This window comes from Streptomyces sp., assembly GCF_031181705.1.
Classification (GTDB): domain Bacteria; phylum Actinomycetota; class Actinomycetes; order Streptomycetales; family Streptomycetaceae; genus Streptomyces.
In genome coordinates, this window is record NZ_JAPSKN010000141.1 from 1 (window position 1) to 14,637 (window position 14,637).

General features: G+C 72.2%; 10 protein-coding genes. 4 read left to right on the plus strand and 6 right to left on the minus strand.

Annotation, left to right across the window (positions count from 1 at the left end):
• Positions 1-36: 36 nt before the first annotated feature.
• The 5 genes from RIN80_RS22340 to RIN80_RS22360 form a co-directional block, all read right to left on the minus strand.
• On the minus strand, positions 37-2,961 hold the full coding sequence (locus tag RIN80_RS22340; RefSeq protein WP_309097418.1) for a glycoside hydrolase family 2 TIM barrel-domain containing protein: 2,925 nt from the start codon (positions 2,959-2,961) through the stop codon (positions 37-39).
• The gene (locus RIN80_RS22345; protein WP_309097419.1) at positions 2,958-3,797 is read right to left on the minus strand and encodes a carbohydrate ABC transporter permease; all 840 of its coding nucleotides are present in this window, start codon (positions 3,795-3,797) and stop codon (positions 2,958-2,960) included. The genes RIN80_RS22340 and RIN80_RS22345 overlap by 4 nt, the downstream gene beginning before the upstream one ends.
• A gap of 15 nt (positions 3,798-3,812) precedes the next feature.
• On the minus strand, positions 3,813-4,775 hold the full coding sequence (locus RIN80_RS22350) for a sugar ABC transporter permease (protein WP_309097420.1): 963 nt from the start codon (positions 4,773-4,775) through the stop codon (positions 3,813-3,815).
• Entirely contained in the window at positions 4,775-6,061 is a 1,287-nt protein-coding gene (locus RIN80_RS22355; protein WP_309097421.1) for an extracellular solute-binding protein, read from the minus strand. Before RIN80_RS22355 ends, RIN80_RS22350 begins: the two co-directional genes overlap by 1 nt.
• Before the next feature lie 77 nt (positions 6,062-6,138).
• Positions 6,139-7,158, minus strand: coding sequence for a carbohydrate kinase family protein (locus tag RIN80_RS22360; protein ID WP_309097422.1), 1,020 nt, complete (start codon positions 7,156-7,158; stop codon positions 6,139-6,141).
• 149 nt (positions 7,159-7,307) lie between these two features.
• On the opposite strand from RIN80_RS22360, the gene RIN80_RS22365 reads away from it, so the two are divergent.
• From RIN80_RS22365 to RIN80_RS22380, 4 genes are all read left to right on the plus strand, one after another.
• Positions 7,308-8,072 (plus strand): DeoR/GlpR family DNA-binding transcription regulator, encoded by a 765-nt coding sequence (locus RIN80_RS22365; RefSeq protein WP_309097423.1) that lies wholly within the window; start codon positions 7,308-7,310, stop codon positions 8,070-8,072.
• A gap of 172 nt (positions 8,073-8,244) precedes the next feature.
• Positions 8,245-9,582 (plus strand): 6-phospho-beta-glucosidase, encoded by a 1,338-nt coding sequence (locus tag RIN80_RS22370; protein WP_309097424.1) that lies wholly within the window; start codon positions 8,245-8,247, stop codon positions 9,580-9,582.
• 56 nt (positions 9,583-9,638) lie between these two features.
• A complete protein-coding gene (locus tag RIN80_RS22375; RefSeq protein WP_309097425.1) occupies positions 9,639-12,680 on the plus strand; it encodes a glycoside hydrolase family 38 C-terminal domain-containing protein in 3,042 nt (1,013 codons plus the stop codon).
• A gap of 5 nt (positions 12,681-12,685) precedes the next feature.
• Positions 12,686-13,936 carry an alpha-L-fucosidase gene (locus tag RIN80_RS22380; protein ID WP_309097426.1) on the plus strand — a complete coding sequence of 417 codons (1,251 nt, stop codon included), beginning with the start codon at positions 12,686-12,688 and terminating at the stop codon, positions 13,934-13,936.
• 34 nt (positions 13,937-13,970) lie between these two features.
• Here RIN80_RS22380 and RIN80_RS22385 read toward each other — a convergent pair.
• Positions 13,971-14,637: ATP-grasp domain-containing protein (locus tag RIN80_RS22385; RefSeq protein WP_309097427.1), on the minus strand; the 667-nt coding region annotated here is incomplete at its 5' end.

Sequence of the window (14,637 nt, forward strand, 5' to 3'; positions counted from 1 at the left end):
GGAGGGAAGGCAGGGAGGGGAGGGGAGGGGAGGGGCTCAGAGAACGCGCAGCGTCCAGCTCCAGCGGTGGACACCGGCCGGGACGAGGTAGGAGGCGAAGGTGTCGGGCCCGCACGACGCCGTGCCGAGCCCGCGGTGCGCCGCGTCGATGTGCACCACGCACCCCGCCCGCGGCACCAGTTCGTCGTGGTGCGCGGCGGCGGCGAGGTCGGCGGCGCGATGCCGGGTCACCGAGACCTGCCGCGGCCGGTCCAGCCGCACCGCGAGGCCGGTGGCGTCCGGCGCGGAGAGCGTGAACCGCCGTACGCCGTGCCGGCCGCCGCTCTCCTGCGGCCGCAGATACGGCGTGAACAGCTCGTCCACCGGCAGCGCGTGGTGGCCGACGGGCGCGCCCGCGGCCCGGTCCGGATACGACTCCCAGGGGCCCTGCCCGAACCACTCCCACAGGGTGAGCCCCGGGACCGTCTCGAACACCGACCCGACCCGGGCCACGTCGTGCAGCGTCCCGGGCAACTCGGCGCGCTCCTCGACGAGCAGCCCGTCCTCGACCGCCGTGAACACCTGCTCGTGCCGGACGGTGCCGCCCGGGCAGAGGTGGTCGGCGACCACCGTCACCCGGCCCGGTTCACGCCGTACGGCCACGACCTCGCGGGTGGGCCGGTCCAGCCCCCAGTCGCGCCAGCGGCCCGCCATGCCGCCCAGTTCGTCGTTGTCGGTGGGCGCCCGCCACAGGGACAGCGCCGGCGCGGCCGTCAGCAGCGGATGGACCAGCAGCCCGTCCTCGTCGACGTCGACCGCGCGGCCCGCGACCGGTGTGCGCGCCACCGGCGACGCGGCCCGCAGCCGCACCCGGGGCAGGCACACGACCGTGCCGCGCGGCGCCCACGGCTCGTCGCGGGCCGTCGTGACGCGCAGCGTCAGCCACGCCTCGCCGCCGTCCTTCGGCAGCGCGAACGGCAGCGGCACCGCGGCCGTCTCGCCCGGCCGCAGATCGGGCAGCTCGGCGGGGGCCGTCAGGGTGCCGCCCTCGGCGAGGGACAGCTCCCACTCGCCGGCCAGCCAGTCCAGGCCCCGGAAGTGCTGGTGGTTGCCCAGCACCACGCCCTCGTGCCGGAAGCACGCGATGCGCACCGGCGCGGCGATCTCCCGGTGCTCGAACATCACGGGCTTGGGGGTGCGGTCGGGGAAGACGACCCCGTCGGCGATGAACGCGCCGTCGTGGTCGCTCTCGCCGAAGTCGCCGCCGTACGCCCAGCGGTGCCCGGGCGCGGCGACACCGCTGCCGTAGAGCCCGGCGCCCCCACGCCCGGCCGGTCTGCCGTCGTTCACACGCTGCAGGATGCCGTGGTCCCAGAACTCCCAGATGAACCCGCCCTGAAGCCCCGGGGTGGCCTCGATGGCCGCCCAATGGTCCGCCAGCGTGCCGTTGCTGTTGCCCATGGCGTGCGAGTACTCGCACTGGATGAGCGGCTTGGTCTGCGTCCCCGACACGGCGTGCGCGACGCACTCCTGGAGCGGCGCGTACATCGGGCAGGCGATGTCGGAGGCCACGTCCGGGTCGGCCCAGCCACGCCTGGCGGCGCCCTCGTACTGCACCGGACGGGTCGGGTCGTGCCGGCGCACCCAGGCCGCGGCCGCGTCGTGGTTCGCGCCGTAGTCGGACTCGTTGCCCAGCGACCAGACGATGACGCACGGGTGGTTCTTGTCGCGCAGCACCATCCGCGCGACCCGGTCCACGAACGCGCCCAGGTAGCGCGGGTCGTCGGCGATCTCGTGCGCGTGGTCGTGGGACTCGATGTCCGCCTCGTCGACCACGTAGAAGCCGAGTTCGTCGGCCAGGTCGTACAGGGCCGGGTCGTTCGGGTAGTGCGCGGTGCGGATCGCGTTGAAGCCGAACCGCTTCAGCAGGACGAGGTCCGCGCGCATGTCCTGCCGCGACACGGTCCGGCCGGTCAGCGGATGGAAGTCGTGCCGGTTGACGCCCCGGAGGAACACGCGCTCGCCGTTGAGCAGCAGGTCCCGGCCGGAGATCTCGACGTCCCGGAAGCCGATCCGGTGCCGGGAGGTGTCGGCGACGGAGCCGTCGGCGCGGTGCAGGCGGACGGTCAGGCCGTACAGCTCGGGCGTCTCGGCGTTCCAGGTGCGCACGTCCGGCACGACGGTGCGCAGCCGGGCCTCGCCGAGGAAGGCGGAGACCCGCTCGTCCTCGGCGTTGGCCCGGTCGAACTCCGCGTCCTGGGCGAGCGGGTGCCCGTCCAGCTCCCCGCTGACGTACCAGCCCCCGGGCAGCGCACCGCCCGCGTCCCGCACCCGGCAGTCCACCCGCAGGTCCCCGTCCCGCCGGGCGCGCACGGTCACGTCCGCCAGGTGCAGCGGGCCGGTCGCGTACAGCAGCACCGAGCGGGTGATCCCGCCGTGCCACCACTGGTCCTGGTCCTCGAGGTGCGAGGCGTCCGACCACTTGACGACCGTCAGGCGCAGCACGGCCCGCTCCCCGGGGCGCACCAGGTCCGTCAGGTCGAACTCGGCGGCCAGGTGGGAGTCCTTGGACACGCCGGCGGGCCTCCCGTCCACGTGCACCAGCAGCACGCTCTCGGCGGCCCCGACCTGCAGCACGATCCGCCGGCCCGCCCACGCGGCCGGCACCTCGACGTCACGCTCGTACACCCCGGTCGGGTTGTCGGCCGGCACGTGCGGCGGGAACTCCGCGAACGGCATGCGGACGTTGAGGTAACGGGGTAGGTCGTCCGAGTCCTGCAGGGTCCACACCCCCGGCACGTACGCCGACGACCAGACCTCCCCGAGCGGGGCGCCGGGCGCGGGCAGCAGCTGGAAGCGCCAGTCGCCGTCGAGCCGGACGGCCCCGGGACGGCGGTCCACGGCATTCATCGGCAGCCGCCCCCAGGAGGTCACCTCGGGTGCCTCCCAGGGGCGCAGGGCGATCAGGGGATCGCTCGTCATCCGCGGACGGCTCCCTTCGCGAGGTCGCCGATGATCTGCCGGGCGCCGAGGGCGAACACGATCAGCAGGGGCACGAGCGCGAGCAGCGCACCGGTCATCACCATGCCGTAGTCGGTCGTGCCGTGGGTGCCGTTGAGCTGGGACAGCGCGACCTGGAGGGTGACGTTGTCCGGGTCGGTCAGGGCGATCAGCGGCCAGGCGTAGTCGTTCCACTGGCCCATGAAGGTGAAGATGCCGAGGAAGGCCAGCCCGGGGCGGACCACCGGCAGCGCCACGTGCCAGTACTGGCGCAGGAACCCCGCCCCGTCGAGCCGGGAGGCGTCGATGAGTTCGTCGGGGATGGCGCTCCTCATGTACTGGCGCATCCAGAAGATGCCGAACGCGTTGGCCGCCGCCGGCACGATCAGCGAGGTCATCGACCCGATCCAGCCCAGCTTCGCCATGATCACGAACTGCGGGATGGCCTGGAGCTGCATCGGCACCATGAAGATGAGCATCAGCAGCGCGAACAGCGCCCGCTTGCCGGGGAAGTCGAACTTGGCGAAGACGAACGCCGCGAGCGAGTCGAAGAACAGCACCAGCGCCGTCACACAGACCGCGACGAGCAGCGAGTTCAGCAACGAGCCGAAGAAGTCGACGGTGTCGAGGAGGTTGCGGACGTTCTCCGGGAAGTGCGAGCCCGGCAGCAGCTTGGGCGGGTAGGAGAAGATCTCGGTCGACGTGTGCGTCGACATGATGACGGCCCAGTAGAAGGGGAAGGCCGACAGCAGCAGGCCGGACACGAGCACCGCGTGCAGTGCGACGCCCCGGCCGCGGGAACCCTTGATGGATGCCATGGTGACCTTGTCTCCCTAGTCTTCGCCCCGGCGCCGCACCAGGCGCCAGTTGATGATCGAGAAGAGGACGACGACGAGGAAGATGCCCCAGGCGACGGCCGCGCCGTAGCCGAAGTCGTTGTTGTCGAACGTCTGCTGGAAGAAGTAGAGGACCATCGTCCGGCCGGCGTGGTCGGGGCCGCCCGAGAACGTGGACTCGTTCGCCGTGGTCTGCAGCAGCACCTGCGGTTCGGCGAAGCTCTGCAGCCCGGTGACCGTCGAGACGACCAGCACGAACAGCAGGGTGGGCCGCAGCAGCGGCAGCGTGACCCGGAAGAAGGTCTGCACCGGGCCGGCGCCGTCGATCCGCGCCGCCTCGTAGAGGTCGCTCGGGATGGTCTGCAGCCCGGCGAGGAAGATGATCGCGTTGTAGCCGGTCCACTGCCAGGTCATCAGCGTGGCGATGGCGACCTTGATGCCCCACGGCGTGTTCAGCCACGCCACCTGGTCCAGGCCCACCGCCTGCAACAGGGCGTTCATCAGGCCGAAGTTGGTGGAGAACACCGAGCCGAAGACGATCGCCACGGCCACGATCGAGGTGACGTTGGGCAGGAAGTACGCGAACCGGTAGACGTTCTTGAAGCGGACCGCCGAGTTGAGCATCACGGCCGTCACCATCGCCAGGAGGATCATGGGGAAGGTGGCCAGCGCCCAGATGATCAGCGTGTTCCCGATGGAGCTCCAGAAGTCCGTGTCGGTGAGCAGGTAGCGGAACTGCGCCAGGCCCGCCCACTCCATCGGGCCCAGACCGTCCCAGCGGTGGAGGGACAGGTAGAGCGAGAAGCCGACGGGGATCAGGCCGAAGCAGAGGAAGAGCAGGTAGAACGGGGAGATCGCGGCGTACAGCCGCCAGTGGCTCACCACGCCCTTGCGCCGGTGGACGGCCGGCGTTCCGGTCACGGCCGACGGGGGCTTGTCGAGCGCGGGTGCGGTGGCCATCAGTAGCTCACCCCCAGGTGGTCGGCGATCCGCCGGCACTTGCCCATGGCGTCCCTCCAGGCCTGGTCCGGGTCCTTGCCGAGGACGCCGACGTTCTTGATCTCGTCGCGTACGGGCTGCCCGAGCGCGATGTCGTACGGGCTGTTGTAGGCCACCGGGATCTTCTCGGCCGCCGGGCCGTAGACGTCCATGGTGATCTGGCCGCCGAAGAACGGATCCGGTTCCCGCAGCTTCCGCATCCCGTAGGAGGCGGGGGTGGACGGGAAGAGACCGGCGTCGACGAAACCCTGCGCCTGGTTGTCCGCGTCGAGCATCCAGGTGATGATCTCGAAGGCCCGCTCGGGCTCCCGGCACGCCTTGGTGATCGCCAGGAAGGAGCCGCCGACGTTGGAGGGGCCGCCCGGGCAGTCGGCCACGCGCCATCTGCCCTTGGTCTTCGGCAGGCCGAGCTTGAGGTCGCCGGCGGCCCAGGAGGCGTTGAGCTGACTGGGCAGCAGCCCCCGCTCGGCGGCGGAGTTCCAGTCCGGGGTGCCGCTGACGATGTCCGACACCAGCCCGCGCCGCCTGGCCTCCACGGCACGGTCCCAGCAGGCGCGCACGTGCTCGCCGTCCCCGATGAAGTGCCGGTCCCTGTCGACGAACCGGGTGGTGCCCTGCCCGAGCGACATCTCGAAGACACTGCCGACGTCGGTGAGCAGGAACGCCCCGCGCACCCGCCGCTTCAGCTGCTCGCCGGCCGCGAAGAACTTCTCCCACGTGCCCAGCTCCCGGGACACGTCGGCCGGCTCGTGGGGCAGCCCCGCCTTGTCGAACACGGCCGGCTGGTAGTAGTGCACGACCGGGCCCACGTCGATCGGGAAGCCGACCAGGGAGCCGTCGTCGGCGACGCCCTGCTGCCACTTCCAGTCCAGGTAGCGGCTCTTGAGCTGCTCGGCGCCCAGCGTCCGCAGGTCCACGAACTGGTCGGCGTTCGGCAGGTAGGAGGCCATGTCCTCGCCCTTGAGCCCCGCGATGTCGGGGATGTGGGCGCGGCCGGCCAGGGTGGTGATCAGCTTGGACCGGTAGTAGCCGCCGATCTGCTGGGCCTTGAGGCTGACGTCCTTGCCGTAGCGGGCCTTGGCCGCCTTGACGACGGTGTCGCTGAGGCCGCCGCTCCAGTACCACAGGACCATGTTCCGGCCGGTCGAGCCGGCCGGGACGGCGCAGCCGGTCGCCAGGCCGCCCAGTGCCGTGGCGGCCGTGCCGGCCAGGCCCGCGCGCAGCAGGCCTCTTCGTGAGAGCCGCACAGCTCCCACCGCCTTTCGGATCTGTTCGTGATGTCGCTTGGGAAGGGCACGTGAGGGGGCGTGGGGGAGGGGGTGCGTCAGTGCCGCGGGGCCGGAGGGGTGACGGGCGCGTACCGGACCGGCGGCCCCGGGTCCTCGGGGATCCGGTCCGCCAGGAAGCCGTACGCCCGCCTCAGCTCCGGGTCCGTCAGCGCGTTCCACCAGCGGTGGACGCCGTACCAGCCAGGGGCCGCGAGCGCCCCGCCGTGGTGGCGGACCGACAGCCCGGCGGCGAGGACCGCGAACCGCAGCCGCTCCTGGAGGGGCCAGCCGCCGAGCGAGGCCGCCACGAAGCTCGCGCCGAAGACGTCGCCGGCGCCGGTGGCGTCCAGGGCGTCGACGTGGAGGGCCGGGACCTGCGCGTACTCGCCGGTGGTCTGGTCGACGGCGAGCGCGCCGTCCCGGCCCCGGGTCACGACCGCCACCGGCACCAGTTCGGCCAGGGTGCCGAGCGCGGCGACGGCGCTGTCGGTGCGGGTGTACGCCATCGCCTCGGACTCGTTGGGGAGGAAGGCGTGGCACAGGGCGAGCTGGTCCAGCAGGTCCCTCGACCACTGCTGGGTGGGGTCCCAGCCGACGTCCGCGTAGATCCGCGTGCCGTTCGCCGCGGCCTTGGCGAGCCATCCGCGCGGCTCGGCCTCCAGGTGGACGAGGGCGGTGCGCGCCTCGGGCGGGTCGCCCATCAGCACGTCCTGGGAGAACGGCGGTTCCTGGCCGTGGGTCAGCAGGGCCCGGTCGTGGCCGTACGCGACGGAGACGGTGACCGGGGTGGGCCAGCCGTCCGCCGTGCGCGAGAGCGAGAGATCGACGTCCTCCTGGCCGCCGAGGACGTCCCGGCAGTAGGCGCCGTAGAAGTCGTCGCCGAACACCGTGACCAGCGAGGTGCGCAGGCCGAAGCGGGCGGCGGCCACCGCCAGGTTCGCGATGCCGCCCGGGCCGCAGCCCATGCCCGCCGTCCAGATCTCCTCGCCCGGCGTCGGCGGCTTCCCCAGGCCCGTGAGCACGAGGTCGTAGAAGAGCAGCCCGGTCAGCAGCACATCGGGCCGGTCGTCGTCCACGGATGCGTCCTCTCGCTCGGGCTTCGACGGAGATCGTCAAAACTCGTCATTTCGGTGAGCGGAATCGTGCGCCGCTCGGCCGAGATTGGTCAATACCCGAGCAGAAATAAGCATGGCCATGATTGAAGATGACGAGTAATGTGCACGGCGTGCTGGCAGAACGACGACACCAACTCATCCTGCGGGCCCTGCGCTCCGGCGGCACCGCAGCTGTGACCGACCTCTCCGAGCAGCTGGGCGTGAGCCCGGCCACCATCAGGCGTGACCTGGTGAAACTGGAGGAGGACGGCCTGCTGACGCGGGTCCACGGCGGCGCCGTGGTCGAGGTGGGCGACCAGCCCTTCGCCGAGGTCGCCGAGGTGCGCGTCCCGGAGAAGGACGCCATAGCCGAACGCGCCGCGGCGATGATCGGCGACGGCCAGTCGGTGCTGCTGGACATCGGGACCACCGCCTACCGCCTGGCCCGGCAGCTGCACGGCCGCCGCCTCACCGTGATCACCAGCAACCTGGTGGTCTACGAGGAACTCGCCGACGACGAGGGCATCGAGCTGGTCCTGCTCGGCGGCATGGTCCGCCGCGAGTACCGCTCCCTGGTCGGCTTCCTCACCGAGGACAACCTGCGCCAGCTGCACGCCGACTGGCTCTTCCTCGGCACCAGCGGCGTGCGGCCCGGCGGGCAGGTCATGGACACCACGGTCGTGGAGGTGCCGGTCAAGCGCGCCATGATCCGGGCCGGTGAGAAGGTCGTGCTGCTCGCCGACGCGGCGAAGTTCCCGGGGCACGGCATGGCCAAGGTCTGCGGCCCGGAGGACCTGGACGTGGTGGTGACGAACGAGCCGCCGGACACGGTGACGCGCGCCTCCCTGGAAGAGGCGGGCGTCGAGGTCGTCGTGGCGGGAAGGACGCAGTCGTGAACGCTTCCCCAGGGCCGGCGGCCCGGGCCGCGCGAAGGCGCGGCGCACCGACAGGACTCGCACCCTCGACCCCCGGGCCGGAGCGGACCCGGGACCAGGCACAGCGAACGAAGCGGCGCGCGCCCGGCTCCCCCGGTGCACCGCGCGCGACCCACGGAGTCGGAGGAACCCGGTGAGACTGACGATTCTGGGCGGCGGAGGATTCCGCGTACCGCTGGTGTACGGGGCGCTCCTGCAGGACCACGCCGAAGGGCGGGTGACCCATGTCGTCCTGCACGATCTGGACGCCGGACGACTGTCGGCGGTGTCCCGGGTCCTCGCCGAGCAGGCGGCCGGCGTCCCCGACGCGCCCGAGGTGAGCGCCACCACCGATCTGGACGAGGCCCTGCGCGGCGCCGACTTCGTGTTCTCCGCGATCCGCGTGGGCGGCCTGGAGGGCCGGGCCGACGACGAGCGCGTGGCCCTGGCCGAAGGCGTCCTCGGCCAGGAGACGGTCGGCGCCGGCGGCATCGCCTACGGCCTGCGCACGGTCCCGGTCGCCGTCGACATCGCCCGGCGGGTGGCCCGCCTCGCGCCCGACGCCTGGGTCATCAACTTCACCAACCCCGCCGGCCTGGTCACCGAGGCCATGTCCCGCCACCTCGGCGAACGCGTCATCGGCATCTGCGACTCCCCGGTCGGCCTCGGCCGCCGCATCGCCCGCGTGCTCGGCGCGGACCCGAACGAGGCGTGGATCGACTACGTGGGCCTCAACCACCTCGGCTGGGTGCGTGGCCTGCGCGTCGCCGGCCGGGACGAGCTGCCCCGCCTGCTCGCCGACCCGGACCTGCTCGGCTCCTTCGAGGAGGGCAAGCTCTTCGGCGCCGACTGGCTGCGCTCGCTGGGCGCGATCCCCAACGAGTACCTGCACTACTACTACTTCAACCGCGAGGCCGTCCGCGCCTACCAGCAGGCCGAGAAGACCCGCGGCGCCTTCCTGTACGAGCAGCAGGCCCGCTTCTACGCCGAGATGCGCAACCCCGACGCCCCCGCCTGGAAGGTCTGGGACGACACCCGCGCCGAGCGCGAGGCCACCTACATGGCCGAAAACCGCGAGAGCGCGGGCGCCGGCGAACGCGACGAGGACGACCTGTCCGGCGGTTACGAGAAGGTGGCCCTGGCGCTCATGCGGGCCATCGCCCGCAACGAGCGCACGACCCTGATCCTCAACGTCCGCAACCGGCACACACTGTCGGTCCTGGACACGGACGCCGTCATCGAGGTCCCCTGCCTCGTCGACGCGGGCGGCGCCCACCCCGTCACCGTCGACCCGCTGCCCGACCACGCCACCGGTCTGGTCTGCGCGGTCAAGGCCGTCGAGCGGGAGGTCCTGGCCGCGGCCGAGTCCGGCTCCCGCGCGAGGGCCGTGAAGGCCTTCGCGCTGCACCCGCTCGTCGACTCCGTGAACGTGGCCCGCCGGCTCGTGGAGGGCTACACCGAGGTCCATCAGGGTCTCGCGTACCTGACCTGAACGTCGTACGGTAAGCGCTTTCCCGCCCGCTCTTCCCGTTCCCTGGAGACAGTCCCATGCACGACGAAAGCCGCCGGATCGAAGAGCGCGTGCAGCGCCTCCACGACCAGCGCATCAAGACCGCGGTCTACGCGGCCACCGTCCCCTTCCAGGTCGAGGCCTGGCAGGCCCCGGGCGAGCCGGTGCCCTTCGATGAGGCGGCCGCGGCGTCCTACCGGCCGTTCGCGATGGGCACCCCGTGGGGCCCGCCCTGGGGCACCACCTGGTTCCGGATGCGCGGGCGGGTGCCCGAGGCCTGGGCCGGCAGGCGCGTCGAGGCGGTCATCGACCTCGGCTTCACCGGCGACTGGCCGGGCAACCAGGCCGAGGCCCTGGTCCACCGCACCGACGGCACCCCGCTGAAGGCCGTCAACCCGCTCAACCAGTACGTGGCGATCGCCAACCCGGCGGCCGGCGGGGAGACGGTCGAGTACCTGGTCGAGGCCGCTTCCAACCCGGACATCCTCGCCGACAACTTCGCGAGGACCACCCCGCTCGGCGACAAGCTCACCGCGGGCGACAAGCCGCTCTACACCTTCCGCAGCGCCGACATCGCCGTCCTGGACGAAGAGGTCTGGCACCTCGACCTCGACCTCCAGGTGCTGCGCGAGCTGATGCTGGAGCTCGGCGCGCACGACCCCCGCCGCCACGAGATCGCCCACGCCCTCGACCGGGCGATGGACCTGCTCGACCTCGACGACGTCTCCGGCTCCGCCCCCGCGGTGCGTGCGGCGCTGCGGCCGGTGCTGTCCAAGCCCGCGCACGCCAGCGCGCACACGATCTCCGGCGTCGGCCACGCCCACATCGACTCCGCCTGGCTCTGGCCGATCCGCGAGACCAAGCGCAAGACGTCCCGCACGTTCTCCAACGTCACCGCCCTGGCCGACGAGTACGAGGACTTCGTCTTCGCCTGCTCGCAGGCCCAGCAGTACGAGTGGGTGCGCGACCACTACCCCGAGGTCTGGGCCCGCATCCAGGAGGCCGTCGAAAAGGGCCAGTGGGCGCCGGTCGGCGGCATGTGGGTCGAGTCCGACGGCAACCTGCCCGGCGGCGAGGCCGTCGCCCGCCAGTTCGTCCACGGCAAGCGGTTCTTCATGGACCACTTCGGCATCGAGACCAAGGGCGTCTGGCTGCCGGACTCCTTCGGCTACAACGCGGCCTACCCGCAGATCGCCAAGCTCGCCGGCAACGAGTGGTTCCTCACCCAGAAGATCTCCTGGAACCAGACCAACAGGTTCCCGCACCACACCTTCTGGTGGGAGGGCATCGACGGCACCCGCATCTTCACGCACTTCCCGCCCGTCGACACCTACAACGCCCGCTTCAGCGGCGAGGAGATGTCCCGCGCCGTCCGCAACTACGCCGAGAAGGGCGGCGCCTCCCGCTCCCTGGCCCCCTTCGGCTGGGGCGACGGCGGCGGCGGTCCCACCCGCGAGATCATGGAACGCGCCCGCCGGCTGGCGGACCTGGAGGGCTCCGCCCGGGTCGTCGTCGAACACCCCGACGACTTCTTCGCCAAGGCACGCGAGGAGTACCCGGACGCGCCCGTGTGGGTGGGTGAGCTCTACCTGGAGCTGCACCGCGCCACCTACACCTCCCAGGCCCGCACCAAACAGGGCAACCGCCGCTCCGAGCACCTGCTGCGCGAGGCCGAGCTGTGGGCGACCACGGCCGCGCTGCACGCGCCGGGCTACTCCTATCCGTACGAGAAGCTGGACCGGCTCTGGAAGACGGTGCTGCTGCACCAGTTCCACGACATCCTGCCCGGCTCCTCCATCGCCTGGGTGCACCGCGAGGCCGAGGCCGAGTACGCGCGTGTGGCCCGTGAGCTCCAGGCGCTGACCGCCGAGGCGCTGGCCGCGCTCGGCACGGGCGGCCCCCGCGTCTTCAACACCAGCCCCCACGACCGCGCCGAGGTGATCAGGACCGCCGACGGCGCACCGGTGTACGTGTCGGTGCCCGCGAGCGGCTCCGCGCCGCTCACCGGCGCCCGGCCCCCGCATCCCGTGACGGTGAACGGCCGGGTCCTCGACAACGGCCTGGTCCGCGTCGAGGTCGCCGACGACGGCACCCTCGCCTCGGTGTACGACCTGCGCGCCCGGCGCGAGGTGCTCGCCGAGCCGGGCAACCTGCTCCGCCTGCACACCGACCTGCCCAACTACTGGGACGCCTGGGACATCGACAAGCACTACCGGAACCGCTACACGGACCTGCTCGACGCCTCGTCCGTCACGGTCGTCGAACAGGACCCGCTCATCGGCGCGATCCGCGTCGAGCGGTCCTTCGGCAAGGGCTCGACGATCACCCAGACGATCACGCTCCGCGCCGGCAGCCCCCGCATCGACGTCGAGACCGACATCGACTGGCACGAGACCGAGAAGATCCTCAAGGCGGCCTTCCCGGTCGACATCCGCGCCCCGCACTCCTCCGCCGAGATCCAGTTCGGCCACATCCAGCGCCCCACCCACACCAACACCAGCTGGGAGGCGGCCCGTTTCGAGGTCTCCGGCCACCGCTGGGTGCACATCGGCGAACCCGGCTACGGCGTCGCCGTCATCAACGACTCCACCTACGGCCACGACGTCACCCGCACCGTCCGTGAGGACGGCGGCACGACCACAACCGTCCGCCTCAGCCTGGTCCGCGCCCCGCGCATCCCGGACCCCGAGGCCGACCAGGGCCGCCACCGCCTCACCTACGCGCTGCTGCCCGGCGCGCGCATCGAGGACGCCGTCGCCGAGGGCTACGCCCTCAACCTCCCGCTCCGGGTGGCCGACGCGGCCGGAGCCCCCGAACCCGTCGTCTCCGTCGAGGGCGAGGGCGTCACCGTGGAGGCGGTCAAGCTCGCCGACGACACCTCGGGCGACGTCGTCGTACGGCTCTACGAGTCCCGCGGCGGCCGCGCCACCGGCGTCCTGCACACCGGGTTCCCGCTGGCCGGGGCGCAGATCACCGACCTGCTGGAGCGCCCGCTCCAGGACGCCGACCGCACCGGCGGTGGCGTCGCGGTCGCGCTGCGGCCGTTCCAGATCCTGACGCTCCGCCTGAAGAGGGGCTGAGCGGCGTGGCCGTGCAGCGGTGGTTCACCGACGCCAAGCTCGGCATCTTCGTCCACTGGGGCGTCTACGCCGTCGACGGCGTCCAGGAGTCCTGGTCGTTCTACGACGGCACCGTCCCCTACGACCGGTACATGTCCCAGCTCGACCGGTTCACGGCCGCCCGCTACGACCCGCGTGACTGGGCCGGGCTGTTCGCGCGGGCCGGCGCCAGGTACGCCGTGCTGACCAGCCGCCACCACGACGGGGTCGCCCTGTGGGACACCGCCCACAGCGACCTGAACGTGGGGCGCGACCTGATCGGCGGCTACGCGGACGCCCTGCGCGAGCGGGGCCTCAAGGTCGGCCTCTACTACTCGCACTCCGACTGGAGCCACCCCGACTACGCCTCCACCCGCAAGCCCGGCCGCCCGCCGGAGCTGGAGGACAACCGCTACTCGGAGGTGGCCGCCGGGGCCGAGGACCTGGAGGCCTGGGAGCGGTATCTCGCCTACCGCGACGGCCAGATACGGGAGCTCACCGGCCGCTACCGGCCCGACCTGATGTGGTTCGACGGCGAGTGGGAGCGCAGCGAGGAGCAGTGGCGGATCCACGAGCTGGCCGCGATGATCCGCTCCGAGGTCCCCGACGTGGTCTTCAACGCCCGCATGCTCGGCGAGGGCGACTACGCCACCCCCGAGCAGGGCGTGCCCGTCGTCCCGCCGGACGGGCCGTGGGAGCTGTGCCTGACGATCAACGACTCCTGGGGCCATCAGCACCACGACCACCGCCACAAGTCGGTCGACCAGCTGATCCGCTACTTCACCGAGACCATCGGCGGCGGAGGCAACCTGCTCCTGAGCGTCGGCCCGCGCGAGGACGGCACGATCACGCCCGAACAGCGCGAGAGGCTGGAGGGCCTCGGCGACTGGATCGCCCGGCACGCGCAGGCCGTGTACGGCACCGGACGAGGGCTGCCGCCCGGTCACCACTACGGCCCGAGCACCCTCTCCGAGGACCGCCGCACGCTCTACCTCACCGTCTTCGACGCCCCGCGCGCGGAGATCAACGTCCGGGGCCTGATCAGCAAGGTCCGCCGCGTCTCGGTCCTGGACAGCGGCACGGAGCTCGCCCACGAGGTCACCGGGGGCCTGCACGAGACCCCCGGCGTCCTGTGGATCCAGCCTCCGGCCGCGGCCGACCTCGATCCGCACGCCACCGTGCTGGCCGTGGAACTGGAAGGGGAGCTTCAGCTGTACCGGGGCGCGGGCCGCCTCTGACCCCGCACCGGACGCGGGGGCGGCCCGGCCACCGCTACGTGGGCAGTCCCGTGGGGCGCGAGACGCTCGCGGCGAGGTCCTGGAGGGGCGGCTCCCCGGCCGCGTCGGCGGCGCCGACCGGTCCGGCCGGGGCGGGCACCGCCGGAAGCGGCTCGGACGCCTCCGGGCGCTGCTGCGGCAGCGACAGCGGCCGCAGCGGACGAGGCCCCGACACCACCGTGTAGTCCTGCCCCAGGAACGGGGGAACCACCTCGCCCGGGTCCTCGCCGAGCACCAGCTGCACAGCGGCCCACGGGACGTTGACCCCGCACAGGGACAGCTGGTGCAGACCGCCGGCCGGACGGGTGTTCACGTCCATCAGGACCGGCCGGTCGCCGAGCATCCGGAACTGGATGTTGGACAGGTAGTGCAGACCGAAGCCCTCGGCGATCCGGCGGGCCGGGTCCAGCCACTGCTCGTGCAGCGTGAAACCGCGACGCCGGCCGTTCTTCGTGCGGCCGATGGCCAGGCGGATGCGGTTGTCCGGGCCGGTCAGGCAGTCCACCGACACCTCCGGCTGCTCCAGACGCGGCATCACCAGCCAGTCGGCCGGCTCCTCGGCCCGCCGCAGCGCCTCCAGCACCAGGTCGAGCGGTACGTACGGGCTCGGGAACCCGTTCAGCTGCGCCATCGAGAAGGGCGAGCGCGTGATCACGCGGAAG